Annotated in this window: 20 protein-coding genes and 7 pseudogenes; 21 read left to right on the forward strand and 6 right to left on the reverse strand. The window is 59.8% G+C overall.

Annotated features, from left to right (window positions below; genetic code table 11):
- Nucleotides 1-715 precede the first annotated feature (715 nt).
- Nucleotides 716-1,426, reverse strand: coding sequence for a toll/interleukin-1 receptor domain-containing protein (locus tag NKI31_RS30545; RefSeq protein ID WP_023727169.1), 711 nt, complete (start codon nucleotides 1,424-1,426; stop codon nucleotides 716-718).
- Nucleotides 1,427-2,291: 865 nt separating this feature from the next.
- Between NKI31_RS30545 and NKI31_RS30550 the strand changes: the two are divergent.
- The 20 genes and pseudogenes from NKI31_RS30550 to NKI31_RS30645 all read left to right on the forward strand — a co-directional run.
- Nucleotides 2,292-3,159, forward strand: a pseudogene (locus NKI31_RS30550) (IS3 family transposase); the annotation flags it as partial.
- Nucleotides 3,160-3,374: 215 nt separating this feature from the next.
- Nucleotides 3,375-3,701 (forward strand): helix-turn-helix domain-containing protein, encoded by a 327-nt coding sequence (locus tag NKI31_RS30555; protein ID WP_023690557.1) that lies wholly within the window; start codon nucleotides 3,375-3,377, stop codon nucleotides 3,699-3,701.
- A complete protein-coding gene (locus tag NKI31_RS30560; RefSeq protein ID WP_352653331.1) occupies nucleotides 3,676-4,932 on the forward strand; it encodes a type II toxin-antitoxin system HipA family toxin in 1,257 nt (418 codons plus the stop codon). The genes NKI31_RS30555 and NKI31_RS30560 overlap by 26 nt, the downstream gene beginning before the upstream one ends.
- A 473-nt stretch (nucleotides 4,933-5,405) precedes the next feature.
- Nucleotides 5,406-6,299, forward strand: coding sequence for a nitrogenase iron protein (nifH, locus tag NKI31_RS30565; protein WP_023706403.1), 894 nt, complete (start codon nucleotides 5,406-5,408; stop codon nucleotides 6,297-6,299).
- A gap of 98 nt (nucleotides 6,300-6,397) precedes the next feature.
- Nucleotides 6,398-7,900 carry a nitrogenase molybdenum-iron protein alpha chain gene (nifD, locus tag NKI31_RS30570; RefSeq protein WP_023708855.1) on the forward strand — a complete coding sequence of 501 codons (1,503 nt, stop codon included), beginning with the start codon at nucleotides 6,398-6,400 and terminating at the stop codon, nucleotides 7,898-7,900.
- Between the two features lie 126 nt (nucleotides 7,901-8,026).
- Nucleotides 8,027-9,568, forward strand: coding sequence for a nitrogenase molybdenum-iron protein subunit beta (gene nifK / locus NKI31_RS30575; protein WP_023822477.1), 1,542 nt, complete (start codon nucleotides 8,027-8,029; stop codon nucleotides 9,566-9,568).
- A 56-nt stretch (nucleotides 9,569-9,624) separates the two neighbouring features.
- On the forward strand, nucleotides 9,625-11,115 hold the full coding sequence (gene nifE, locus NKI31_RS30580; protein WP_352653332.1) for a nitrogenase iron-molybdenum cofactor biosynthesis protein NifE: 1,491 nt from the start codon (nucleotides 9,625-9,627) through the stop codon (nucleotides 11,113-11,115).
- Between the two features lie 7 nt (nucleotides 11,116-11,122).
- The gene (gene nifN / locus NKI31_RS30585; RefSeq protein ID WP_023829744.1) at nucleotides 11,123-12,505 is read left to right on the forward strand and encodes a nitrogenase iron-molybdenum cofactor biosynthesis protein NifN; all 1,383 of its coding nucleotides are present in this window, start codon (nucleotides 11,123-11,125) and stop codon (nucleotides 12,503-12,505) included.
- On the forward strand, nucleotides 12,471-12,968 hold the full coding sequence (nifX, locus tag NKI31_RS30590; protein ID WP_352653333.1) for a nitrogen fixation protein NifX: 498 nt from the start codon (nucleotides 12,471-12,473) through the stop codon (nucleotides 12,966-12,968). The genes nifN and nifX overlap by 35 nt, the downstream gene beginning before the upstream one ends.
- A 17-nt stretch (nucleotides 12,969-12,985) precedes the next feature.
- Entirely contained in the window at nucleotides 12,986-13,465 is a 480-nt protein-coding gene (locus NKI31_RS30595) for a NifX-associated nitrogen fixation protein (protein ID WP_352653334.1), read from the forward strand.
- Between the two features lie 27 nt (nucleotides 13,466-13,492).
- Entirely contained in the window at nucleotides 13,493-14,278 is a 786-nt protein-coding gene (locus tag NKI31_RS30600) for a response regulator transcription factor (protein WP_352653335.1), read from the forward strand.
- Nucleotides 14,279-14,732: 454 nt separating this feature from the next.
- The gene (locus NKI31_RS30605; RefSeq protein WP_352653336.1) at nucleotides 14,733-15,011 is read left to right on the forward strand and encodes a hypothetical protein; all 279 of its coding nucleotides are present in this window, start codon (nucleotides 14,733-14,735) and stop codon (nucleotides 15,009-15,011) included.
- Between the two features lie 63 nt (nucleotides 15,012-15,074).
- On the forward strand, nucleotides 15,075-15,266 hold the full coding sequence (locus NKI31_RS30610; protein ID WP_352653337.1) for a universal stress protein: 192 nt from the start codon (nucleotides 15,075-15,077) through the stop codon (nucleotides 15,264-15,266).
- Nucleotides 15,267-16,457: 1,191 nt separating this feature from the next.
- Entirely contained in the window at nucleotides 16,458-16,979 is a 522-nt protein-coding gene (locus NKI31_RS30615) for a hypothetical protein (RefSeq protein ID WP_502899212.1), read from the forward strand.
- Nucleotides 16,980-17,307: 328 nt separating this feature from the next.
- Nucleotides 17,308-17,774, forward strand: a pseudogene (locus NKI31_RS30620) (NifX-associated nitrogen fixation protein); the annotation flags it as partial.
- Nucleotides 17,766-18,011, forward strand: coding sequence for a CCE_0567 family metalloprotein (locus NKI31_RS30625; protein WP_502899213.1), 246 nt, complete (start codon nucleotides 17,766-17,768; stop codon nucleotides 18,009-18,011). The pseudogene NKI31_RS30620 and the gene NKI31_RS30625, both read left to right, overlap by 9 nt.
- A complete protein-coding gene (gene fdxB, locus NKI31_RS30630; protein ID WP_352653338.1) occupies nucleotides 18,008-18,325 on the forward strand; it encodes a ferredoxin III, nif-specific in 318 nt (105 codons plus the stop codon). Before NKI31_RS30625 ends, fdxB begins: the two co-directional genes overlap by 4 nt.
- A gap of 28 nt (nucleotides 18,326-18,353) precedes the next feature.
- Nucleotides 18,354-18,464 (forward strand): annotated as a pseudogene (locus NKI31_RS30635) (exopolysaccharide production repressor protein); the annotation flags it as partial.
- Between the two features lie 94 nt (nucleotides 18,465-18,558).
- Nucleotides 18,559-18,612 (forward strand): helix-turn-helix domain-containing protein, encoded by a 54-nt coding sequence (locus NKI31_RS30640; RefSeq protein ID WP_352653341.1) that lies wholly within the window; start codon nucleotides 18,559-18,561, stop codon nucleotides 18,610-18,612.
- 376 nt (nucleotides 18,613-18,988) lie between these two features.
- A pseudogene (locus tag NKI31_RS30645) lies at nucleotides 18,989-19,261 on the forward strand (pyridoxal-phosphate dependent enzyme); the annotation flags it as partial.
- Here NKI31_RS30645 and pyrE read toward each other — a convergent pair.
- On the reverse strand, nucleotides 19,178-19,810 hold the full coding sequence (gene pyrE / locus NKI31_RS30650) for an orotate phosphoribosyltransferase (RefSeq protein WP_352653339.1): 633 nt from the start codon (nucleotides 19,808-19,810) through the stop codon (nucleotides 19,178-19,180). The pseudogene NKI31_RS30645 and the gene pyrE sit on opposite strands and share 84 nt — an antisense overlap.
- 214 nt (nucleotides 19,811-20,024) lie before the next feature.
- Between pyrE and NKI31_RS30655 the strand changes: the two are divergent.
- Nucleotides 20,025-20,416 (forward strand): annotated as a pseudogene (locus NKI31_RS30655) (SMC-Scp complex subunit ScpB); the annotation flags it as partial.
- On the opposite strand, the gene NKI31_RS30660 reads toward NKI31_RS30655, so the two are convergent.
- The 4 genes and pseudogenes from NKI31_RS30660 to NKI31_RS30675 form a co-directional block, all read right to left on the reverse strand.
- The gene (locus tag NKI31_RS30660; protein ID WP_352653342.1) at nucleotides 20,401-20,814 is read right to left on the reverse strand and encodes a transposase family protein; all 414 of its coding nucleotides are present in this window, start codon (nucleotides 20,812-20,814) and stop codon (nucleotides 20,401-20,403) included. The pseudogene NKI31_RS30655 and the gene NKI31_RS30660 sit on opposite strands and share 16 nt — an antisense overlap.
- Before the next feature lie 101 nt (nucleotides 20,815-20,915).
- Nucleotides 20,916-23,114 (reverse strand): xanthine dehydrogenase family protein molybdopterin-binding subunit, encoded by a 2,199-nt coding sequence (locus NKI31_RS30665; RefSeq protein ID WP_502899214.1) that lies wholly within the window; start codon nucleotides 23,112-23,114, stop codon nucleotides 20,916-20,918.
- A gap of 66 nt (nucleotides 23,115-23,180) precedes the next feature.
- A pseudogene (locus NKI31_RS30670) lies at nucleotides 23,181-23,650 on the reverse strand ((2Fe-2S)-binding protein); the annotation flags it as partial.
- Between the two features lie 767 nt (nucleotides 23,651-24,417).
- A pseudogene (locus NKI31_RS30675) lies at nucleotides 24,418-24,768 on the reverse strand (ATP-grasp domain-containing protein); the annotation flags it as partial.

The raw sequence follows: 24,768 nt of genomic DNA on the forward strand, positions 1-24,768 counted from the left end.
TGGACGACCTGCGCGAGCACAAGAAGCTCGCTCTGCGCCAAGCCGCATGACCAGCATCATGGCTGCCCCATTTTGCAGAACTTGACGCACACAACAATTGCCCCCGAGTCATGCGCGGTCGGTCGTGAGGTGCCTCCGGCTATCCACAGCACCCCCCGGCAAGGTGCCCAACGCCCATTAGAGGCGCATGGATCGGCTTGATCAGGGCGTTGGGCGCGGTCGTCATGAAGCCGTAAAGCTCGAAATCGCCGGCGCCGTCCTTGACCTTGCGCACCCCATGCCATGGCGTCCAGAGGCCAGCGAAGAAGAAAAGCGGCCGGTCCTCATTGAGCGCGAACCAATCCGCTGAATACCTGTCTCAGGGTCCTCATGCCGGGTGTTGGGCTGGGCTCCGAGAAACTCGTCACAGGCACCACACAGCGATGCTCAACCCCAACATACTGCTGCCAATGGCCGTATTGTGGGTTGCGGATATTGGTCGTGCCGTAGTCGGCCTTGCCCTTGACCCGTTCGAGCGGTGTCGGCATTCCCCAAAGCAGGTTGGCGACTTCACGTTGCCCGTCTGCCGCATTGCGGACCACCGGACCGGGCTGGTTGGGGGCTGGTTGGGGTAGATGTCGATGGACGGTTCAGGTTGCCTGAGATGGTCGCGCAGAGCCCTGGTGCACTGGCGTATGGCTTCTTGCGACGTGGTGATGTTGTGCAGATTGCACATCTAGGAAGGAGCAACCCCGTTCTTTTTGGCAAGCATGGAAAGGGCTTTTTCCTTGATATCTGCCGCGACCAAAGTCAGAGCTTCGTCGCGATCCTTGAAACTTGCGATCGATGTACCCTTGAGGGTCGCCTGAAAAGACCCGAAGAGCTCTTCCTGCCACAGGCAATTTCTCGCGATCACTGGAATAACAACCGTCGTGTTGTTGGCCTCTCTCTCCATCGCGTGAGTTAGCTCAATCTGGTTGCAATAACGCGAGTTGATAAAGTCAACGCTTATCAGGAGGATGATAATGTCGGCGCTCTCTAGATTGCCCTTGATGGCGTCCGCCCATTTGTCGCCAGTCTCGATTTCGCCATCGTGCCAAGCCTCGACAAGACCAAGTCGGCTCAGCGGCGTAAGGTGCTTTAGAAGGTCAACCTTGATAGCCGCATCTGCATGCGAGTAGGAGATAAACGCCTTGAGAGGCTTGGGACTGGGGCTAGCCGCATTTTGGGGGAGGGACATAGTCCCACCGGGACCTCCTCTTATCAGTCCATTCTTCCTCAGGCGGTCCTTAGTTGTCGTGTAACGTTCTTCTATCCAACCCAGTTTATTGAAAAGGGCTGCGTTCTTAACGCTCACTTTTCCGCCCCCCGACAATTCTCTAACGGCGTCCATAAACCGGTCTTCTAGAGTTCCAACGCGCTTCCGCGATTTTGCCTTGCTTGCCATTTTATGGAGCCCCCCGAATCTAGGTCGACACTTCCAGCGAAAGTCTTTTGCAGTCAAGTCGACGCTGGAAATTAAGCCGGGAAATCCTCTAATTGGGGAGCCGGCTTGTTGCCAGCAATAAACTCGAACGGTGCGTTGCGTCTTTGTGTTAGCTTGTCGGGTCGGAGGTCTAGCCAGCCTGAGTTAGAGCCTTCTCAAGCGCCGGTCTGGACACCTCAAGCTGCGCCTTGTCGCCACCCCATAGTCGTCCCCGACGCTGCGAGCCGTCCAAGGGTTGTCAGCTTTGGTGATGCTGACACGGGGCCTAGCCTACGCGCTTACCGTCATCTCAGCCCCTGTCGGTTATGTCCGCGGCCAGGGCATCGATATTCCGTCGAATTGCTCTCCCAGGTCGCACCGCTCCTTGGCTCATATCGCATTCACGGAAGACTATCTCTGGAACGAGATTAACCGACCCGGGAACGCTCCAGGCCGATCCGAGCTAACCGGTCAATCCAAACAACTTCGAATTACCTTAGCGGGTATTATTATAAAAATGCCCACGGTGCCCCGGTTACAGGCAGCCCGCGAACGCGGGCGAAAGGGTGGACGCCGTCCGAAACAAACCCAATCAGCGCTCCGAAATCACTCGACTCAGCTAAATGAAGGCTGTGCGGCATCTGAAGCAGCCCGTCTCTTTCATAGGACCACCGTCGAGCGCATCGGCGCCGAGGTCAAATAGCCGTTGGCTGAATGTTCTTTCAGTTGGCCGTCTGCAGCGACGCATGCACTAGGCCTATTACGAAGAAAAGCCGGTGGACGGTGGCCACAGCAGCTGTATGAACCGTGCTCGCCGGCGTGCCTTCGGACGTGGCAACCGCATCGGGTCGAGCCGATCTGGAAGGTGCTGCCGATCGCCCCGTCGAGCTACCACGACCATGTCGCCAAGCGCATCGATCCTTCCCGGCTGTCGGCTCGGGCGAAGCGGGATGAGGCCCTGGCCTTGAAGGATGAGGTCCGACGCGTGTTCGAGGCCAACTTCCGCGTCTACGGCGTTCGCAAGGTCTGGCGGGAGTTACAGCGTGAGGGCTCGACGTCGCCCGCTGCACGGTTGCCCCACTGATGAGGGCCATGGGTCTTGAGGGCATCCGCGGCAAGCCGATCCGCACCACGGTGAGCGACAAGACCGCACCTTGCCCTCTCGATCACGTTAATCGCCAGTTCCATGCCCCGGCGCCGAACATGCTGTGGGTCTCCGACTTGACCTGCGTCGCGACCTGGACGGGCTCCGTCTATGTCGCCTTTGTCATCGACACCTATGCGCGAAGGATCGTCGGCTGGCGGGTTAGCCGGACGGCGCATGCCAGCTTCGTTCTGGACGCTCTGGAACAGGCTCTCCATGATCGGCGGCCCGTGCAGGGGGGCAGGCTGATCCATCACAGCGATAGAGGCCGCCCAATACGACTCTATCAGATACACCGAGCGCCTGGCGGAGGCCGGCGTTGAGCCTTCGGTAGGCAGCGTCGGCGACAGCTACGACAATGCTCTCGCCGAAACGATCAACGGCCTTTACAAGGCCGAGGTGATCCATCGACGCGGACCATGGCGCAACTTCGAAGCCGTCGAGTTCGGTAGCTCGATTGGGCGATTGGTTCAACAATCGCCGGCTGCTGGAGGCCATCGGCAACATTCCGCCGGCCGAAGCCGAGGAACGCTACTACGCCATTCTGTATGACCCAGCCATGGCCGCGTGACTCAACGAAAAGGCCTCGGGAAAACCCGGTGCGGTTCAGTTCTCGGAGGAACGACGTTGCCGCGCGGCGCTAAAGAGAGAGGAAGATTGATCTCGTTCCATATCATTTTCTTCACATATGATACGTAAACAGATCATCAAAGCATTGAAACTACTCGCTGGATGGGATACCTTTGCGTACCATCGCGCATTGGAATAGATCGTATAGGTTGCGTTATGGACTCTCAATCGGAAATTCTACGGGAAATCGGTGGGTTTTTCAGGCAGGCGAGGTTGGCCGCTGCGATGACGCAGGAGCAGGTCGCCGATTTGGCGGGTATATCCCGTCCCCGATATCGCGACATCGAAAAGGGAGCCGCAGCCGCGCGTGCGACGACGCTCATGAATATCGCTCGCGCGCTCGGTCTGGAAATGATGCTGGTTCCGCAAGCCATGGTGCCGGCTGTCCAGGCTCTATTGCGTCCGCATGATGATGACGATCGACCCGCCTTTGTTTCTCAACCTGACGATGACGATCATGGCTCCAGTCTTTCGCGCACCTAAGACGATCCCGTCACTGGACGTGCTCTTGAATGCAGTGAAGATCGGCACAATCGTCAGGACGCCGGGCGATTTCAATGCGTTCAACTTCGATGACGCCTACCGCGCGACGGGCGGCTTTCCGGTTCTCAGCCTGTCGTTCCGGGCAGCGACGGGAGGATTGCGGAAAGATCCGAAGCCTCTGGCAAGCGCCTTGCCCGCTTTCTTCGCGAACCTCCTGCCGGAGGAGAAATTGCGGGAGGCGATGGAAAGGCATCACGAAGGCAATGTACGGCCAGGCAATGATTTCGATCTTTTAGCGGCACTGGGCGCCGATCTGCCGGGAGCCGTACGGGCGTTGCCCAGTGACGGCGCGATAACGGTTTCGAAGGATGGCTCAAAGGATCACCCCAAGGCACGGTTCTCGCTTGCCGGCGTGCAGATGAAGCTGTCGGTCATGAAGAACATTGGAAAAGGCGGCGGCCTTACCTTGCCGATGGACGACGAGCAGGGCCGGTACATTGCCAAGTTCCCTTGGACGGCGTTTCCGGGCGTTTCCGAGAACGAATTCGCCAACCTGGCGCTGGCAGCAGCAATCGGCATGGAGGTTCCTGAATGCGAACTGGTCGAGAAGGCCGATTTTGAGGGCGTTCCCGAAGAATTCAATACGCTGTCGGAGGGCAAGGTCCTTCTCGTCAAACGCTTCGATCGCGGCGCCGGTGGCGAGAGGATACACATCGAGGATTTCGCTCAGGTCTTCGGTGTCTACCCCCCGCGCAAATATGAGGGGGCCGCTTATCACGACATAGCCTTGGCTCTTGGCGTGGCCGTCTCGCCTACGGCGGCTCTCGATTTCGTCCGCCGCCTGGCACTGAGCGTCATCACCGGCAATGGCGACATGCACCTGAAGAATTGGTCTTTGATGTATCCCGGAAACGGCGACAAGCCGGCGCTTGCACCAATCTACGACGTCCTGTCCACTGTGCCATATATTCCCGCCGACGCCATGGCGCTGTCGCTTGGAGGAGAGCGCTCGTTCAAGGCGCTAGCAGCACCGCGATGGAAAGCATTTGCGAACCGCGCAAGGCTTCCGGAGCCCGCAGTCCTAAAGGCAGTGGTCGAGACGGTCAAACTCGTCAACGAGTACTGGTGGCATCTGCCTGAGCGCGACGTTGTCGCAGCGATAGTGCTCGAGCGGATGGACGAACATGTGAAGGCGATGACGCCGATACTGAACTCCTGCGCCGATAAGTGAGCCGAGTCCCCTCGGGTTGCTGATATAGCGGAACTTTCGATCCGCGGCCCTATGGATGGCTGGATCGAAGGCATGCCAGCGTGGCGCAAGATTCCGCGGAGTGTCCACGATGACACGCGTGAGCAAGCACGTCAGCTCGCCGGAACAGACAGCATCCCGCAATTCACCCAACAGGATCGAGCTGCTGTTCGTCCACTTCAACATAACGACGCGGTTCAAACGAATTCGGTGACTGAGGATCGCGATCCGACGCTTTGTGTCGCCATTGTCGGGTCCGCTACACGGTCGTTGCGACGATCCTTTCTTTGGCCCTCAGGCTAAACCCCTGAAAAGCAACCATCAAATTATTCTTCGGTTCGATCAGCCAAATTGGCACGAGTCTTGAGATCCTTAGGTGCGAGGCGGCTACAGCTGCCCGACCGGCATTCATGTCGCGGCAGCCGCGATGAATGGAACGAAGGAAGGAAAGCTACATGTCAGGTTTGCGTCAGATCGCCTTTTACGGCAAGGGCGGCATCGGCAAGTCCACCACCTCCCAAAATACGCTCGCCGCCCTTGTCGACCTCGGGCAGAGAATCCTCATCGTCGGCTGCGACCCCAAAGCCGACTCCACCCGCCTGATCCTGAACGCGAAGGCGCAGGATACGGTGCTGCACCTCGCGGCAGAGGAAGGTTCGGTGGAAGACCTGGAACTCGCGGACGTGCTCAAGGTCGGGTACAAAGGCATCAAATGCGTGGAGTCGGGCGGGCCCGAGCCGGGTGTCGGCTGCGCCGGCCGCGGCGTGATCACCTCAATCAACTTCCTCGAGGAGAACGGCGCCTACGACGACGTCGACTATGTCTCCTACGACGTGCTCGGGGATGTGGTGTGTGGCGGTTTCGCGATGCCGATCCGCGAGAACAAGGCCCAGGAAATCTATATCGTCATGTCCGGCGAGATGATGGCGCTCTATGCCGCCAACAACATCGCCAAGGGTATCCTGAAATACGCCCATTCGGGCGGCGTGCGGCTCGGTGGCCTGATCTGCAACGAGCGCCAAACCGACCGCGAACTCGACCTCGCCGAGGCGCTTGCTTCCAGGCTCAATTCCAAACTTATCCACTTCGTGCCGCGCGACAACATCGTCCAGCACGCCGAGCTCAGGAAGATGTCTGTGATCCAGTATGCGCCGGACTCCAAGCAGGCCGGCGAATACAGGGCGCTGGCCGAGAAGATCCATGGGAATTCGGGCCAGGGCACCATCCCGACCCCGATCACCATGGAGGAGCTCGAGGACATGCTGCTCGACTTCGGCATCATGAAGACGGACGAGCAGATGCTTGCCGAGCTTCAGGTCAAGGAAGCGGCTAAGGCGGCCGCACAGTAGCGACCACTGCCGACATGAGGCGCCGCCTGACCTGGTGCGTCTTTCAAAGAACGGCGCCTCGTCGGTGAGGCGTCACCCTGAACCTTGAAAGGGGTCCCATGAGCCTGGAATACGAGAATGACGGTGGCCTCCATGCGAGGCTAATCGAGGAAGTGCTGTCGCAATATCCTGACAAGTCGGCGAAGCGCCGCAAAAAGCACCTCAGCGTCGCAAAAAGCGGCGACGAGGCTGGCGAGGAAAGCGAGGTCCTTTCCGAATGCGAGGTCAAATCGAACATCAAGTCCATCCCCGGCGTGATGACAATTCGCGGCTGCGCCTATGCCGGCTCGAAAGGCGTGGTGTGGGGTCCAGTCAAGGATATGGTCCATATCTCGCACGGCCCGGTAGGCTGCGGGCAATATTCCTGGTCTCAGCGCCGCAACTACTACATCGGCACGACCGGCATTGACACGTTCGTCACCATGCAGTTCACCTCCGATTTCCAGGAGAAGGACATTGTTTTCGGCGGCGACAAGAAGCTCGAACGGATCATCGACGAGATCGAGGAACTGTTTCCGCTGAACAAGGGCATGACTGTGCAATCCGAATGCCCGATTGGCCTGATTGGCGACGACACCGAAGCTGTGTCCCGCAACAAGGCCAAGGAGCACGAAAAGACAATCGTGCCGGTGCGCTGCGAGGGCTTCCGCGGCGTCTCGCAATCCCTCGGCCACCACATCGCCAACGACGCGATCCGCGACTGGGTGTTCGAGAAGAAGGACCTCGAGTTCGAGGCCGGCCCGTACGATGTCAATGTGGTCGGCGACTACAATATCGGCGGCGACGCCTGGGCTTCGCGCATCCTGCTCGAAGAGATGGGTCTGCGCGTGGTCGGCAACTGGTCGGGCGACGCTACCCTGGTCGAAATAGAGCGAGCGCCAAAGGCGAAACTCAATCTCATCCATTGCTACAGGTCGATGAACTACATCTGCCGGCACATGGAGGAAAAGTATGGCATCGCCTGGATGGAGTACAATTTCTTCGGCCCCTCCCAGACCGAAGCCTCTCTGCGCAAGATAGCCAAGCACTTCGGGCCGGAAATCGAGGCCAAGGCCGAGGCGGTCATAGCCAAATACCGGCCGCTGGTCGAGGCGGTCATAGCCAAGTACCGGCCGCGCCTCGAAGGCAGGACGGTGATGCTCTATGTCGGCGGGCTGCGCCCCCGTCACGTCGTCACGGCATATGAGGACCTGGGCATGGTGATCGTCGGCACTGGCTACGAATTTGGCCATAACGACGACTATCAGCGTACCGGCCACTACGTGAAGAAGGGCACTCTGATCTACGACGACGTGACTGGTTACGAGCTGGAGAAGTTCATCGAGGGGATCCGTCCTGATCTCGTTGGCTCCGGCATCAAAGAAAAATACCCGGTCCAGAAGATGGGCATACCGTTCCGTCAAATGCATTCCTGGGATTATTCCGGCCCGTATCACGGCTACGACGGGTTCGCCATCTTCGCGCGCGATATGGATCTGGCCATCAACAACCCGGTCTGGAACCTCTACGACGCCCCCTGGAAGAAAAAAGCCGAGCCGTCGGCGGCGATCGCAGCCGAATGAAACCCTGGCCTCCCGGAAGCCGGGAGGCCGCGAACGCCTGTGGCCGCTTGTCCGCGGGAGACCTGAAAACGTTTCGACGTCCCTGTGCCGCCGTATGGCGGGCCAGATGGAAAGAGGTAACCACCCATGCCGCAGTCGGCTGAAAAAGTTCTCGACCACGCGCCCCTGTTCCGCGAGCCGGAATACAGGCAGATGCTCGCCGAGAAGAGGCTGAATTTCGAATGTCCTCACCCGGACCAGATCGTTACCGACCAAGGCGAATTCACCAAGACGTGGGAATACCGCGAAAAGAACCTTGCTCGCCAAGCCCTGGTCGTGAACCCCGCCAAGGCCTGCCAGCCGCTCGGCGCGGTGTTCGCGGCCGCAGGCTTCGAGCGAACCATGTCCTTCGTCCATGGCAGCCAGGGCTGCGTGGCCTATTACCGCTCGCACCTGTCGCGCCATTTCAAGGAGCCTGCTTCGGCGGTTTCCTCCTCGATGACCGAGGACGCGGCAGTGTTCGGCGGCCTGAAGAACCTGGTCGATGGGCTCGCCAACACGTACCAACTCTACGACCCGAAGATGATCGCCGTCTCGACCACTTGTATGGCGGAGGTCATTGGCGACGATCTGCACAGCTTCATCGAGAACGCCAAGGACGAAGGCTCGGTCCCGCGCGACTTCGACGTGCCTTTCGCCCATACGCCGGCCTTCGTCGGCAGCCATGTCGACGGCTATGACGTTACGGTCAAGGGCATTTTGGAGCATTTCTGGAAAGGGGAGGAGCGAACGGAAGCCGAGGGGACCATCAACGTCATTCCGGGCTTCGACGGATTCTGTGTTGGCAACAACCGGGAACTCAAGCGCCTGCTCGACCTGATAGGCGTATCCTACACCTTCATCCAAGACGCCTCTGACCAGTTCGACACGCCGTCCGACGGCGAATACCGCATGTATGACGGCGGCACGAAGATCGAAGACGTGAGGAAGGCACTCAACGCCGAGGCGACGCTGTCGCTGCAGCATTACAACACCCGAAAAACACTGGAGTATTGCGAGGGGGTGGGGCAGGCGACGTCCTCGTTCCATTACCCGCTCGGAGTCCAGGCAACCGACGACTTCCTCGTGGAGGTCTCCGCGATTTCCGGCAAGCAAATCCCCGAGGCAATCCGCCTGGAGCGCGGCCGACTTGTCGACGCCATGGCCGACAGCCAATCCTGGCTGCACGGTAAGAAATACGCTATCTACGGCGATCCGGACTTTGTCTACGCCATGGCCCGCTTCATCATGGAGACGGGCGGCGAGCCGACCCATTGCCTCGCCACCAACGGCACGTCGACATGGGAAGCGGAGTTGAAGGAACTGCTTGCATCATCGCCCTTCGGCAAGGATGCTCAAGTCTGGGCGGGCAAGGACCTCTGGGCGATGCGCTCGCTGCTCTTCACCGAGCCGGTGGACCTGCTGATCGGCAACTCCTATGGCAAGTATCTGGAGCGCGACACCGGCACGCCGCTGATCCGGCTGACGTTTCCGATCTTCGATCGCCACCATCACCATCGGTTTGCGCTGATGGGCTACCAAGGCGGGTTGCGCGTGCTGACGACGATCCTCGACAAGATCTTCGACAAACTCGATCGCGAGACAAGCGAGACGGGCGTGACGGACTATTCGTATGACCTCACCCGCTAAGCGTGACGGTCGGCTTTGGCCGGTCGTCTTCCCGAGGGACTTTGGAGACCGACGCAATGTCCTTGCTCAGAGTCAAAATCCAGGATGTCTTCAACGAGCCTGGCTGCGAAAAGAACCGCGACAAGGATGCCAAGGCGCGCAAGGAGGGCTGTTCGAAGCCACTGACCCCCGGGGCGGCGGCCGGCGGCTGTGCCTTCGATGGCGCCAAGATCGTGCTGCAGCCGATCACCGACGTTGCGCATTTGATCCATGCGCCGCTCGCCTGCGAGGGCAATTCCTGGGACAACCGCGGTGCGGCTTCGTCCGGGCCAGCCCTGTGGCGCACAAGCTTCACGACCGACCTCACCGAACTCGATGTTGTGATGGGGCAGGGCGAGCGGAAGCTTTTCAAAGCGATCCTCGAGATCAAGGAAGCGTATGGGCCGCCGGCTATCTTCGTTTATCCGACCTGCGTGACGGCGCTGATCGGCGACGACATCGAGGCCGTCTGCAAGCGCGCGGCGGAAAAGTACGGCTTGGCCGTTGTACCGGTCAATGCGCCGGGCTTCGTCGGCTCCAAGAATCTCGGCAACAAGCTTGCCGGCGAGGCGTTGCTCGAGCATGTCATCGGCACGCTCGAGCCCGACGATGCCGGCCCTTACGACATCAACATTCTTGGTGAATTCAACCTCTCGGGCGAATTCTGGCTGGTGAAGCCGCTGCTGGATCGGCTCGGGATCCGGGTGCGCGCCTGCATTCCGGGTGACGCCCGTTACGTCGACATTGCCTGCGCGCACCGCGCCCGGGCGGCTATGGTGGTGTGCTCGACCGCGCTCATCAATCTCGCCCGCAAAATGGACGAGCGCTGGGACATCCCGTTTTTCGAGGGCTCCTTCTACGGCATCACCGATACCTCGGATGCACTCCGGAACATAGCTGAGCTGCTCGTGAAGCAGGGTGCTGATCCGGAGATCCTCGGCCGCACCGAGGTATTGATTGCAGAGGAAGAGGCGATCGCCTGGAAGAAGCTAGCGGCCTACCGGCCGAGGCTCGCAGGCAAGCGCGTGCTGCTCAACACCGGCGGCGTGAAGTCCTGGTCGGTCGTCCATGCGCTGATGGAGATCGGGATCGAGATCGTCGGCACCTCTGTCAAGAAGTCGACCGTCGAAGACAAGGAGCGGATCAAGCAGATCCTCAAGGACGACAACCATATATTCGAGCAGATGGCAGCGCGCGAGCTTTACGCCATGCTCTCCGAACACAAGGCCGATATCCTGCTATCAGGCGGGCGCACGCAATTCGTCGCTCTGAAGGCCAAGACACCCTGGCTCGACATCAACCAGGAGCGCCAACACCCTTACGCCGGCTATGACGGCATGGTGGAACTCGTACGCCAGATCGACCTGGCCATTCAAAACCCCATCTGGTGCCAGGTACGGGAGCCGGCACCATGGGATTGCCAGCCTGCGGTGGGGGAGGAACTGCCGCGCACGAAAAGCGAGAACGTGACCTTGCATGCTGTCCAGGAATTCTCCGGCACGACGGCCGCTGATTTCGGCGAGTGTTGAGAAGCCAATGGGCCGCATCCTTCCCCAGACCAAAGCGGCGGCGGTCAATCCGCTGAAGTCATCGCAGCCGCTGGGTGCCGCCTTGGCCTTTCTTGGCGTCGACGGCGCGATGCCATTGTTCCACGGCAGCCAGGGGTGCACCAGCTTCGCGCTCGTGCTCTTCGTGCGACATTTCAAGGAAGCCATTCCCTTGCAGACAACCGCGATGGACGAGGTGGCAACGATCCTCGGCGGGGCAGACCATCTGGAAGAGGCGATCCTCAACCTCAAGGCCCGCACAAAGCCAACGCTGATCGGGGTTTGCACGACCGCGCTGGTGGAAACCCGGGGCGAAGACTGCGCAGGAGATATCGCCAATATCAGGCTGAAGCGCACCAAAGAGCTCGCGGGTACGGAGGTGGTGCTGGCCAACACGCCAGATTTCGATGGTGCGATCGAAGAGGGCTGGGCCAAAGCTGTCACCGCGATGATCGAAGGGATTACACGGCCCGGCGAGCAGGCGCGGCAATCGAAGAAAATCGTGATCCTGCCTGGCTGGAACCTCACTGTGGCTGACATCGAGCATTTGCGTGAGATGGTTGAGAGCTTTGGACTGAAACCGGTGATTTTGCCGGACGTCTCCGGCTCGCTCGACGGTACGGTGCCCGACCGTTGGGTCACGACCACCTATGGCGGCACCAGCGTAGAGGATATTCGCGAGCTTGGCACGGCAGGGCAATGCATCGTCATCGGTGAGCATATGCGCCGCCCGGCCGACGTGCTGCATAGGTTGACCGGGGTGCCTTACGTGCTGTTCCGGTCGTTGACTGGATTGAGGGACGCCGATCGGTTCGTATCGCTGCTGTCCGCAGTTTCGGGCGAGGCGGCGCCGGCTGGGGTGCGCCGTCGGCGGGCGCAGTTGCAGGACGCGTTGCTCGACGGACATTTCCACTTTGGAGGCAAGAAAATTGCGATCGCTGCTGAACCAGACCAACTCTACCAACTCGCGAGCTTCTTCATCGGCATGGGCTCCGAAATCGCGGCGGCGGTCACAACGGCCGCTATGTCGAAAATTCTGGAGGAAGTGCCGGCGCAGTCGGTTCAAATCGGCGATCTCGGCGATTTGGAAGCGCTTGGCGCCGGCGCTGATCTTCTCGTTACTCATTCCCACGGCCGCCAGGCGGCCCAGCGCCTCGGCATTCCGCTCATGCGGGTCGGCTTCCCGATCTTCGACCGGCTCGGGGCCCAGCACAAGCTCACAATCCTCTACCAAGGGACCCGCGACCTGATCTTCGAGGTCGCCAACATTTTCGAAGCCAAGGGGCACGCGCCGACGCCTGAGGCGCTTGATCCACTCCGTAAGCGGGAAATGCCAGATGAGCTCCGTTCGTCGCCTCTCGCTCGTCACTGACGAGGTTCACTCACCGAAGCCGGAACGCCAAGCCGGCGCATTGCGCGTGGCCATCGCCACGCAGGACATGAAGAACCTCAACGCCCATTTCGGGTCGGCCAGGCGCTTTGCTGTCTACGACGTGATGCGCGAGGAGTGGAATCTCGTGGAAGCCGTGGCCTTTGACGACGTTTCCGACGAGAGCGGGAAGCACCGAACCGAGGGCGATGACCGTATCACCCCGAAGGTGGAGGCGCTAAAGGGCTGCCATTTGCTGTTTTGTCTGGCGATCGGCGGACCTTCGGCAGCCAAACTTGTTTCCGCAAAGATCCATCCGATCAAAATGCCGCAGCCCCAGACCATCCAAGAGGTGTTGTTGCGCACGCAGATGATGCTCAGGACGTGTCCTCCCCCTTGGCTGCGCAAGGTGCTGGCGCAGGCAGGTGTCGCTGAACAGAAACCCTCCTTCGAGGACGAGGACTGAAATGAGGAGTGGGCGAAATGTTTGAAGCCGCTGTTAGCCCTGCCGCCACCGAGGACGAGGCGGCCCTTGCCACCCCGTTCGTCAAATGCCTCGTGCGGCTGATCCGTGCCAATGATTCCCACGGGTCATGGGAAGGCAAATCGGACGCCGAGCTGCTGGGCGACTTCATCATCACCAGGGAACAGCGCCGTGCAATTCCAATCATCGGCGATCCCGATCCGGACGTGCTGTGGAGGCTCGATAAGTTCTACACCGCCGTCGGGCTTGCGATTGAGGAGCGCACGGGCCTGATGGCATCGCCGATGATGGAGATGAGCCATGAGGGCTTCGGGCGCGTGCTCTTCACAGCCGGGCGACTGGTCGTTCTGTCAAAGACCCTGCGCGACGTCCACCGGTTCGGTTTCGAGACGTTCTGGAAGCTCGCGGCGGCCGGTACCAAACTGGCCGGCGATGCTACCGCAGCCATTGAGGCTCATCCCGAGGTGGCGCGGGCGTGATGCAACCGACTTTCGATCGAGGGGATCATGTCAGGCCTTGGGGACATGCGATGGCCAGCCCTCTCAATCGAGGCGGTCGAGGCCGATGTCGTTCTTGGGGTAGCGCTGATGAAGCCAGTGGTACTGATCTGTTCGCAAGATGCGGAGTTGTATCTGTTCCTCAGCCACATTCTGGGGGTGGACGGCTTCACGAGTGAGCCGGCAGGCGGGGTGAAAGAAGCACTTGCATTGGCCGATCAACGGGAGCTCCAGGCCGTAGTGCTGGACTGCGGGCCAGCAAGCGCGACGGGCTCCACAATCTGCGCCCGGTTCAAGGGGGATCCCCGGACCGGCCGCCTGCCCGTCATTGCGTTGATCGCGCCCGGCGCCGAGAACCAGCACCTCGATCTCTTGAAGGCAGGTATTGACGAGAGCTTTGTGCGGCCCTTCGCGCCGGCCAAGCTGCTTGACTTTCTACGCACGAAGCTGGCGCTGCCACAGCCGGGTTCAAACGGGATAAAAAACGGCAGCTGGCTCAGTTGCGGCAGCCTTGAGATGAAGCTCGATGCCCACCGGGTTCGAGGTAATGGCCTCGACATCCATCTCGGACCTCTCGAATTCAACCTGCTGCGGCAATTCCTTGAGGCCCCCGGCAAGGTCTTCAGCCGAGACGAGCTGATCGACGCGGCCTGGCCGAACAATATCCATATCGGTGAACGCACTGTTGACGTCCACATCAGCCGGATCAGAAAGGCGCTGAAGGCGGCCTCGCCAGGCAGCGTCATTCGTACCGTCAGGTCTGCCGGCTACTCGCTCGAGAAGCCGGACGACTGAATAGCGAACGGATGGTGTGCCTACTCTCCGTCTTCGTTGGAAGGCAAGTCTTGCGGTTCGAAACGCGCTATGGGCCCGACATCTCAGGGGGAAGCAGTCAGATGGCCTTCAAAAGCCTACTCAGTGTAGCGGGAGCTGACCACTCCGATCGGGACGTCAGAACAGCTGCAAGCTTATGCGCCGAGGTCGGCGCACATTTGTCCGTCCTGATTTTGTCGCCTCCGCCTCTCGTTATGTCGCCTCCGCCGCTAAGCGATGGCATCTCCGATTGGCCTAGACAACGCGCGCAACCATTGCCGCACTGGAAAAACGGTACAGGCAAATCGAGAGATTTTCACAGGACGCGGCCAGTCTGGAAAAAATATCTAGGGAAATTCACAAACTGCTGAGAGCCACGTGGCGGTGCTATGATGTCGATGTTGTCAACTGCGATCAGGCCAGCGTCGGTGACGCAGTGCGAGCGCGGGCGCTCTGCAACGACCTGACAATCATCGGCCCCGCACTTCTCAACGACATTAACGTCGGTCCCCTTGTTATCAACGGCAGCCTGTTCGACACCGGAAAGCCGGTGCTTGTCGTGCCGGAGGGCGCTGAGGCAACTCTGTCTCCACGGCGCGTGCTGGTCGGCTGGGATTCGCGAGTCGAGGCGTCCCGTTCGGTTCGCGAAGCGCTGGATCTGCTAGCCGGTGCTGAGGAAGTCCGTGTCGCACTAGTCGATCCGGAGGCGACCTGAATCGGAAACGGCGCCGAGCCGGGAGCCGACATCGCTACCTATCTCACTCGGCACGGTGCTCGGGTGTCGGTTGACCGGCTGGCGAGCGTCGGCAAACCGGTGGCCATGATACTCGCGCAGCACGCAATCGATACGTCTGCCGACATGATTGTCATGGGTGCCTATGGCAGTCGCCGACTGCGCGAGCGGCTCTTCGGTGGCGTGACAAGATGGATTCTTGGCAAGCCGCCATTGCCGCTGTTTTTGGCTCGCTGACGGGTTTTGAAGCAGCACCGATGCTGTTGGAAGCTCTACTCCCCCGCGTCACCTATTCTGATACCAAGTCGGAGAAAGGTGGCCGCAACGCTCAGGTCTCGCGAACTCCTCGGAGCCAATCGGCACGCGCCCCTCGCCGAGACATCCCGGACGTCTCCAGCGCTCTCTCCGGGTTCTGCTCGCCCGAGATGATGCGTAATGCGGAGACCGACGGCCGGCAGAGGTATAGGCGCTCCTTAATGCAGTCAAAACCGGGGCTTCGCAGGTCGGCAACAAGGTCGAGAAAGAGCGTCGTTTCAGCGTAGGTCGAGTTCGGATCCGTCGCGGACATGGGTGCCCCGATCTCCTCACTACTGGCTGAGAGCTGAACAACGCGATGACCGTGCCGTGGCCAAGACCCTCAACTTCAAGTCTGGGCGGTCGTGCTCTGCCGGAGTCGGCGGGAATCGTTGGCGTCGATCTCGTTGTCATGGTCTGGAATGGCAGGCGGGTTAGTGATGAGGACGGCCGCATCTTCGGAGTCTTCATCGGTCCGGCCCGACCGGCGTGGCGACCGAGCGGCCTTGAGGCCGGTCAATTCCCACAACGCTCACCTTTGGCACCAGGCGGTCCCTGTAGGACCTGTGCACGGGGATATAGAACAAAAAATGCAGGAATTCGGGAGAGTTCACCGGCCTGGCACATGCCCGCACACATCCCGGCTCTTCGCCACGATCATCATCGTCATCTGGCGTTATTCGCGACCCGCAGCCGGACATGACCGGCTTCATCGTGAAACTCCGGCGTTGCGAGCCAGGAAAGCGTAAAGCGGAAGAGGTAGGGCAGAGGCGATGCTCGGAGGGAGCGGCCCCTGCAATCGCAATGGCGTTCCGCTGAGCGACTGGAACGGCAAGACGCTCAAGCCGGTGGCGTGAAGCGGAGGATCATGACGAGCCTGACGACGCCCATCGGCCTCGTCCCTCGGCCCGAATGCATATTGAGTCGTCCGCGGCTCTTCTGCCGACGCGAAGCGGGTGATGAGTGTCCAAGACCTGACAATGGCAGAAAACATGTCGCGACTAATACAACCGGCTATCTGAGCGCCCCGGAAGCTTTTTGAGTATAATCAGCATTTACTGCACGCCGAGCTCGTTGGCACGACCTTTGCGAATTAAGTTTCAGCAACACTGAGTGGAGGCTGAATGCACGCAGATGCGCAAGACGAGCGATGCTCTCCCTTCGTTGAACCCTCGTGCCACGGTCCCAAAGGGGAACAAGCTTGCCCATAAGGTCACGCAGCCTTTGGCAACAGCTTTGGAGGGCAAGATGATGTTGCGGATGGGGTCTTCGGCGCTAGACCAACTTTTCCATCCGGCCAATGACCATTCGCGCCTTCCCCCTGCTGAGCGCTTCGCGATGGGCAAGGAGCTGTCCGAACACATCCTGGCGCTGAATCCCCCGCAAGGCGATAGTCCCAAGTTCCGATCTTATCCCGCGGTCGCCCGGTACTATCACGAGAACGGCAACAATGATCGCGCGATCGAGTTGGTCGAACTGGCACTGACGTCGCTGGACGGTCCGGAGCCTATCCCGGCCGAATTGAAAGAGCAGCATCTGCCGGATTTTTACAGGGGTGCCAAGGCTTGTTGCGGCGCTCTCTTTGCCGCTGCGCAAAACAGTTTCCCGAAGGTGCCAAAGCGCGGTCGGCCGAGGAAGAAAGATAAAAAACGGTAATGTCGAAAGGGCTTACTGGCCACTTCGTCCATTTCCCTGGCGTGACCGCAGCAAGGAGGTCCATGCAGCACTTGGTCGATCGTTTGCAGCAGGATCGAGGCTCGAATCTTCATGGCCTCCCGCATTGCGTTGGAAGCGATGTTCGACGCGAATTCGCGTGGAAGACTTCGCAGTCGAGGACGTGTTCAAGGTCGGCCCGAGGGACATCAATTGCGTGGAATCAGCGGCGCCGAGCCATGCAGCGGCTGCGCAAGTGTGCCCGAAGTAGGCGTCCCAGAAAACAGAAATCGTCCATCGAGGACGAGGACTGAAATTGAGGAGAAGGCGAATGTCTGATGCCGCGGTTAGCCCTGCTGTAAACGAGGACGAGGCGGCCCTCGCGATGCCTTTTGTCAGATGCCTCGTGCGGCTGATCCGTGCTCAGGAGTCCTACTGCTTATGGGAAGGCAAATCGGACGCCACGCTGCTGGCCGACTTCATCGTGACCAGAAAGAAGCGCCATGCGATCCGTGGCATGGGCTATCCCGATCCGGACGTGCTGTGGAGGCTCGATATGTTTTACACCGCTGTTGGGCTTGCGATTGCGGAGCGTTTCCGCCCGGTGACATCGCCAATCGTGGAGATGAAAACCGTAAGGCCTTCGGAGGCCCGTGCTTTTCACGGTCGGGCAGCTCGTCGTTCTGTCCAGACGTCCATCGGTTCGGCTTCGAGACGTTCCGGCAACTCGCGGAGGCCGGTACGAAACTGGTCGACGATGCGACCTCGGCCACTGAAGCCTATCGCGACCTGGGGCGCGGGCGTGATGAAACCGATTTCGAGGAAGGATCTATGTCAAAGCTGGATGAGATGGGGAAGAAAGTCCGAAAGCTTCAGCTGCGCGCGGCAGTTGCCAAGATGAAATTGCGCGACCTTGCAGATGATCTCCCAGGAAAATGGACGGAGGTAGAGGAAGTTGCCGAGGGAGCGTCGGCCGTTTTTGCCGAGTTGGATGGTGCCAGGAGAGAGCTCGCTGCAATGAAGAAGGTACCATGAGGAGCACATTCACCACCCGCGACGACTCCGGATGGATGCCGGAATATCTCACGGCGATAGACGGCGCGACCTGCATCGGCTGCGGCCGCTGTTTCAAAGTCTGCTCGCGCGAGGTGATGCATCTTTACGGCGTCAATGACGCGGGTGAAATCCTCGGCGCCTGCGACGGCGAAGACGACGATTTCGATGGCGAGCTCAATCGCATGATTATGGTCGTCGACCATCCCGGCCGATGCATTGGCTGCGGAGCCTGCGCCCGCGTCTGCCCGAAGAACTGCCAGACCCATATTGCGGCCGACCAGGTCGGAGCATGATCTGAGGAGACAAACCAGGAGAACGGCGTTGGCCTTTAGAATCTTTTGTCGCGTCCTGGGGCTGATCCTGTGCAGCAACGCTCTGGCGGTCTACTTCGCTTCGCATTCTATCCGCACAGTAGTCGTCACGACGCTGGCTTGTTCGCTGCTCCTTCAGCTGGCGTATTTCGCAAGCGTGCTCTTTCTGATCTGGCGGTCTAGCTGCGTTAGCCGAGCTGGCCAACGGGCTGAGCATTTCGGCAGTTGCAAGGAAGTTGGGTCTGAGCCGCCAGACCTTGATGAGGTGACGAATCAATCCGCAGAGTTGGCCCAGCGGGATCAATTGCTGGCCATATCGCTGCTGCTGCCTTGAGGTGACAAGGTCAGTGGTCAAGCTGGCGCAGACTTTGGACCAAATAAACATCGAATGGGTTTTAGTCCTTGAGACGGTCGATGGCGACCGCAATCCGGGTTATTTTATTTAACCAAGAAGATACAGTTCTTGAATGCCATACGCATTGGGGTGGTCTCTCGCATGCCGGCGTGCGGTTGCAAGACTCTCAATGACGAACGAAGCGCTGGAATAGGTGATGGGGCTATCCTGGCGCCGGATAACGCAGATGACGTCAAATCAACGACGCAACTAGTATGAATCGTGAATGACTCATTCAGCTCCATCGCGTGTTGCCGGAGAGAAAATGCTGGGAAAGTTCGAACGCTAGACCCACGCCTATCGAGAAGCTCGACCGCCTCTCCAAGCATCTGAGGGGCAAGGTGGAAATCTATACCAAACGCGAGGACTGCAACCCCGGTCTCGCCTTCGGCGGAAACAAGCTCCGCAAGCTCGAATACATCATCCCCGACGCGATCGCGTCAAATGCTGATACGCTTGTCTCCATCGGCGGCGTGCAGTCCAATCACACGCTGATGGTCGCCGCGGTCGCCGCCAAGATCGGCGACGCCATGTTGGGCTAGCAGTGCGGTAGCTCCCTCCTCGCGGTCTACGAGGCAAGCAGCGTCACGCACAGTGCCACCGACGTGGCGAACCTCTTCAATCGCCTTCAATATCGAGTTGCCGCTTGTGGCAACGTCGTCAACGATCAGGACGACTCTTCCCTTGAGATCTTCTTTGGGGCCAAGGCCTTCAATGACGTCCCTTGTGCCGTGGGCCTTTGGAGCCTTGCGAACGAAGATCGTGTTTATCGGTTTGTTCATGACCGAGCTGACAGCCGCCATTGATCCGATTACGGGGACCGCGCCCATTTCAAGGCCGCCGACGTACTCCGCTTTCGTTTGCTCAACGATCTTTAGGAACTCAAGAGCGGCAAGTTGCGCGCCGCGCGCCACCATCATGGTAGGCTTCATATTGAAATAGACGTCGCTCTCTATGCCCGACGAGAGCGTGTAGCGTCCGAATCGAAAAGAGCGGTCACGGGCGATTTCGGGGAGCTCATCCTTGTCGTGTTGGCCGGAATCAACTGGTCTGAATTTTGCCAGTGCCGCCATAGATCAGACCTCGCCCCTAGGAAAAAACTGGGTGCGGCATGCCCCTCAGCGACTACCGCTATGCGGCTTTGCAAGTGTTCGCGGGATGTGTCAATTAAAGTCAATACCGATGCGACCGCTTCGCTCCCACTGCGGCAGGCGGGACAACGATCACGCAGGCCACGACCATGCACGAAACAGGAAATGCGCGACGGGCTTTGACCATGGCTGAGCAATCCGGCGCCCGGAGAAAAGATGCCCAGCGCGGCCAGACGACCGGCTGCTTGATACCGAACTGGAGCATTTGCCGGCTGAGCTGCGCTAGCGCGAGTGGATGGGCGGGTCGAAGCGGTGATCTTTGCCTCGGCCGAACCGGTGACGCGCGAGGTGCTCGCACGCGTCGTCGGCAAAGGCAGCAACATCGATATCATTATCAACGACATCCGCGACGCGCTTCACGGCCGCCCCCTAGGAAATTGGTATCGGTCGCCGGCGACTGGCAGCATCGGACGAAAAAGGGATTTGGCGATGCAATCCGGGCCGCCGCCGGGTCTCGGGGCGCAGGAATCCGCGCTGTCGCAGTCCGAAGCCCTGGTGCTGATGTGCATCGCTTACTTCCAGCCGATCATTCCGAGACGCCGCGTCAGACGCTCGGCAGGCCTTCCTCCCGTGGCACGGCCCAAGTGGCTGGCGATCTCCGCCGTCCGCGCTGTCCGACGGTCATGAGGAGCTGCAACCGAAACCTCATTGGAAAAGGTGCTGCGGCTGCAGTCATGAAATGTGCATCGCCAGCGACCGATGCGGAGTTGGACGGTTACTGTTTCCCCGTGCGCCGGGTAGTCCTGAAGGCGTCTATGGTGCCAACCGTGGCGTCGGCGTGATCGCATCCCACAACCCGGACAGATCCCTTTTCCGGTATCGAGGCATATACGTTCCAACCGTCCTTGCCCGTTCGCGCAACACGCAACACCTTCACCCCGCTGCCCGGAGCCCAGTGCTTTTTCGAATGCATGATCATCCTTCATGAGTTTTGAGCTCACAGGATATCTCGCCACACACAGTGAGGCTTAACCCAATTAAATGGAAAGCGACAGCAGCGAGCACAAGCGATTTGGCGCAAAAAGGACTACGTCAGATTGAAGGGCAATTGGCGCAGCGGCTTGCCGGTGAGCCGTACAATGGCATTGGCAAATGCCGGCGCCAATGGTGGCAGGCCGGGCTCACCCATGCCTGTTGGCGGTTCGCCGCTAGGCACGATGTGGATGTCGAATTCCGGCACCTCCGTCAAGCGCGCCACGGTATAGTCGCTAAAGTTGCTCTGCTCGACGACGCCGTCCTTGAGCGTTATTGCAGAGCCTGCCAGGCACATTGACAGACCCATCATTGCCGCGCCCTGCACCTGGGCTTCAACTGTTCGAGGATTCACCACGAGATTGCAATGCACGCCGGCGGTGACCCGGTGCAGCACAGGCCGGCCGGCGGTGACGGAGGCTTCGACCACATAGGCCACCACTGAACCGAAGGACTCGTGCGCAGCTACACCCCAGGCTCGTCCCTCAGGCAGTTGCGTCTTTCCGTAGCCGCTCTTGTCCACGGCCAGTTGCAATGCATCACGGTGGCGGAGGTGGTCGTCTCCAAAGAGCCGCATGCGGTAAGCTATAGGATCTTGGTTGGTCCTACGGGCAATCTCGTCGAGTAGGGTCTCCATGACGAAAGCGGTGTGAGTGGAGCCCACGCTACGCCACCAAAGCACGGGCACGTTGACCTTGGGGTGATGGACCGCCAGGCGCATTGGGAGCGGATAGGGTTCCCGCATGCCCTCGGTCGCGGTGGGGTCGATGCCGTTTTTCGCCTGGAGCTGCTCGAACACTGAGCCCGCAAGTACGGACTGGCCGACGATGCTGTGATCCCAAGCCAGCACATTGCCTTCTTCGTCAAAACCAATGCGAGCGCGGTGCAGGTGCATAGGACGGTAATAGCCGCCCCTCATATCGTCCTCGCGGCTCCAGAGCGTGCGCACCGGCGCATTCAAACCGGCGGCCCGAGCGGCCTTGGCGATTTCGCAGGCCTCGATCACGGTATCGCTCGTGCTTGAGAGGCGTCTGCCAAAACCTCCGCCCGCCATCTGCACGTGCAGGACAACCTGCTCGGGTTTCAGACCCAACACGCCCGCCGCGGCTCCGGCATCCAATCCTGCGCTCTGGCTGCCAACCCACAATTCGGCCCCTCTCTCGGCAAGCGCAACAGTGCAGTTCAGCGGTTCCATCGCCGCGTGGGCGAGATACGGGAACACGAACTCAGCTACTAGTTCCAGGGCCGCCATTTCCAACGGCGCCATGTCGGAATCGAACTGGCGCGGACCGGGGCGAGCGGCCATTTCGCGGTATTGCGCGAGTTGCTGTTCGCTGTCGACCTTTTCGACAGTCGATGTGTCCCACTCCATCTTAAGGGCATCGCGGCCCTGAGTGGCCTGCCAATAGCCGTCGGCGACCACGGCCACGCCCTCTGCGCCACGATCCAGCGGCACGCGCAGGACGGCCTTCACACCCTTGACGATGCGCGCAGCGCTGTCGTCCAAAGAGGCGATGCGAGCGCCGAAGACCGGTGGGCGGGCGACCACGGCGGTCAGTTGTCCGGGCAACCGAAAATCGATCCCAAAGTCCTGTTGTCCGCTGCTCTTGGCGCGTGCGTCGAGCCGCCCGGTGGGGCGGCCGATGATACGAAAGTCCTTCGGATCCTTCAGCTTCACTTGCGAGGGCACGGGCTGTCCCATCGCAGCATCGGCCAATTCGCCATAACCCAGTTTGCGGCCATCAGCGCCGAGAACCACTCCGGCCTCGGTACGCAATGTGGACACATCCACGTTCCAATCCGCTGCCGCAGCACCTAGCAACATGGCCCGCGCTCGAGCGCCCAGCTCGCGATACTGCATGAAGCTGTTCTTGATCGTGCTGGATCCGCTCGTGATGTGAATGCCAAAGACTGGGTCAGCATAGGCGGGGTCGTTGGTGCCTAGCCGCCCGCGCACCAAGGCCCAGTCGGCATCCAGTTCTTCGGCCAGGATCATCGGCAACGCAGTGTGCACACCTTGGCCAAACTCAAGCCGATTGACGGTTACGATGACCTCGCCATTGGGCGCGATCTGCACAAAGGCGGCCGGCTGTTCCGTAGGTTCGAGGTTGCGGGCCGTCTCAGCCGCATCGGTGGACTGCGCGGGGGCGAGTTGCGGAAAAACGCCGATTGTCAGCCCGAGGGTCCCAGTCAACTTTAGAAAGCTTCGGCGGGGCAACCCTCGAGCAACTTTTGATTGACCCCTCTCCAGCATGTGTTGCAGCGCACGTGGTAGGTCCCTGGATTCGAAGGTGTTGGGCAACACGCGGCGCCTCCTTCGTACGAGTGTACTGGCGGCGTCGGCTATTGCGGCGCGGATACGAGCATAGGTTCCACAACGACAGATGTTCCCGGCCATGGCGGAGTCGATCTCTTCGGCGGCGGCAGCGCTCCAAGGAAGAGCGAGGCGAGAAAGGCCGTCGCGCTCATGATCTGGCCGCTCTGACAATAACCGCACTGCGCCACGTCGTGCTTGATCCATGCAGCCTGGACGGCCGCGCCGACGCGGTCAGTGCCATCGGTCGTTTTTTTGATCGTGGTGATCTTGCGGCTTTTAACGGCGGAGATTGGTGTGCTGCATGAGCGGATGGCCTCGCCATCTAGATGCACCGTACAAGCGCCGCAGAGGGCTGCGCCGCAGCCGAACTTAGTACCGCTCATTCCTAGCGTATCACGCAGGACCCAAAGGATTGGGGTTTCGGGGTCAACGTCAACCTCGTGCTCTTGATCGTTGATATTCAGTGAGCTCATGGCTGTTATCCTAGATTGCTTCAGCGGAATATGCTCCGAGGGGCCGCGAGCTTCTGAGGACCGAGCGGTGCCCGTGACGAGTTCCACCTCGCACAGCCACCGCTCGGTCCCAAGAACCTCCGGAACTCGCCATCGATGCCAAAAGCTAGACCGGCATAAAGAATGCTGCGCTCGCTCCCCACCCTACTAGCATCGCCTAGCGACAGTCCCGTCGCCGACTTCCTCAACAGAATCGGCATGACTGCGCCAAAGTGCTGTTCGAACCTGCCAAACCCAACACGTTGATTTGCCCTCACAACTGAAAAGTAGACGGAGCCTGATTTGTCCATGAGATGCCCCTCCAGAATTGAATTTCTAAATAGATTCGTTAAGTTGATGGCGGCTCAGCTTGGGGGACAAATTTTCGGCGTTTATTCACAGCGATGACGATATTCGCGCTTTGCGGCAGTACATGCATGAAACACTGAGTTGTCGAACAGGAGCATAAGACGTAAATCAAGGTTACCGAGCTGCTCGCCGGCGAGGGGATTCGTGCTCCTGGTGTCTTTCATGAAACTTCGATCCCTTTACTTCTGACTTGGGTGCTACGACGAAGCTCGGGAAACGAACTCCATGCCAAACATGACTCAGTTTGTCGTCTCGGATTCAGCCGTCTTGCGCGCCGCACGTCTCTGTCATGCTCTCAACGGAACCGATGTTCGGCGATGATCAGCTCTTGCCTGGTGTCACCTGGGCCAGGTGGAACAGATAGCAACCGCAGATTCCTTCTATTGGCCAAGGGCTGAAAATGGTGTGATCGACCAATCGATCAAGTCGACGGCACGTTGAAGTATCGCCTCGGTCTGAGCAACGCTGGGGGAAGCGGCGACGACATGTCCGATGCAGTCTCGCCAGTCACCCTTCCTGACGATCGGCGTCTTGAGTGCAACATAGAATTTGGCCTCGGCGACGCCTGGTACTGCAGCCGCCCGACTGTCCCCGCTGATCCGATCGAGGGTGCCATCGCGATCAGCAACGAGGAACCGCGCGCCTGCAATGTAAGAATGCCTTCTACGCAAATCGCATTCGTGGCCGATCGCAAGTTTGATGTGCGCCGTGATGAGATCGACACCGTAAGC

This window comes from Mesorhizobium sp. M0659, from assembly GCF_040320605.1.
GTDB lineage: Bacteria > Pseudomonadota > Alphaproteobacteria > Rhizobiales > Rhizobiaceae > Mesorhizobium.

Excerpts from the sequence above, each read along its gene's own strand:
- NKI31_RS30560 (WP_352653331.1), top strand. The coding sequence starts at position 3,676 with ATGGCTCCAGTCTTTCGCGCACCTAAGACGATCCCGTCACTGGACGTG.
- NKI31_RS30555 (WP_023690557.1), top strand. The coding sequence starts at position 3,375 with ATGGACTCTCAATCGGAAATTCTACGGGAAATCGGTGGGTTTTTCAGG.
- nifX (WP_352653333.1), top strand. The coding sequence starts at position 12,471 with ATGAGCTCCGTTCGTCGCCTCTCGCTCGTCACTGACGAGGTTCACTCA.
- nifE (WP_352653332.1), top strand. The coding sequence starts at position 9,625 with ATGTCCTTGCTCAGAGTCAAAATCCAGGATGTCTTCAACGAGCCTGGC.
- nifK (WP_023822477.1), top strand. The coding sequence starts at position 8,027 with ATGCCGCAGTCGGCTGAAAAAGTTCTCGACCACGCGCCCCTGTTCCGC.
- NKI31_RS30665 (WP_502899214.1), bottom strand. The coding sequence starts at position 23,114 with ATGCTGGAGAGGGGTCAATCAAAAGTTGCTCGAGGGTTGCCCCGCCGA.
- nifH (WP_023706403.1), top strand. The coding sequence starts at position 5,406 with ATGTCAGGTTTGCGTCAGATCGCCTTTTACGGCAAGGGCGGCATCGGC.
- NKI31_RS30595 (WP_352653334.1), top strand. The coding sequence starts at position 12,986 with ATGTTTGAAGCCGCTGTTAGCCCTGCCGCCACCGAGGACGAGGCGGCC.
- NKI31_RS30545 (WP_023727169.1), bottom strand. The coding sequence starts at position 1,426 with ATGGCAAGCAAGGCAAAATCGCGGAAGCGCGTTGGAACTCTAGAAGAC.
- NKI31_RS30600 (WP_352653335.1), top strand. The coding sequence starts at position 13,493 with ATGTCAGGCCTTGGGGACATGCGATGGCCAGCCCTCTCAATCGAGGCG.
- nifN (WP_023829744.1), top strand. The coding sequence starts at position 11,123 with ATGGGCCGCATCCTTCCCCAGACCAAAGCGGCGGCGGTCAATCCGCTG.
- NKI31_RS30615 (WP_502899212.1), top strand. The coding sequence starts at position 16,458 with ATGCGCAAGACGAGCGATGCTCTCCCTTCGTTGAACCCTCGTGCCACG.
- fdxB (WP_352653338.1), top strand. The coding sequence starts at position 18,008 with ATGAGGAGCACATTCACCACCCGCGACGACTCCGGATGGATGCCGGAA.
- pyrE (WP_352653339.1), bottom strand. The coding sequence starts at position 19,810 with ATGGCGGCACTGGCAAAATTCAGACCAGTTGATTCCGGCCAACACGAC.
- NKI31_RS30660 (WP_352653342.1), bottom strand. The coding sequence starts at position 20,814 with ATGAAGGATGATCATGCATTCGAAAAAGCACTGGGCTCCGGGCAGCGG.
- nifD (WP_023708855.1), top strand. The coding sequence starts at position 6,398 with ATGAGCCTGGAATACGAGAATGACGGTGGCCTCCATGCGAGGCTAATC.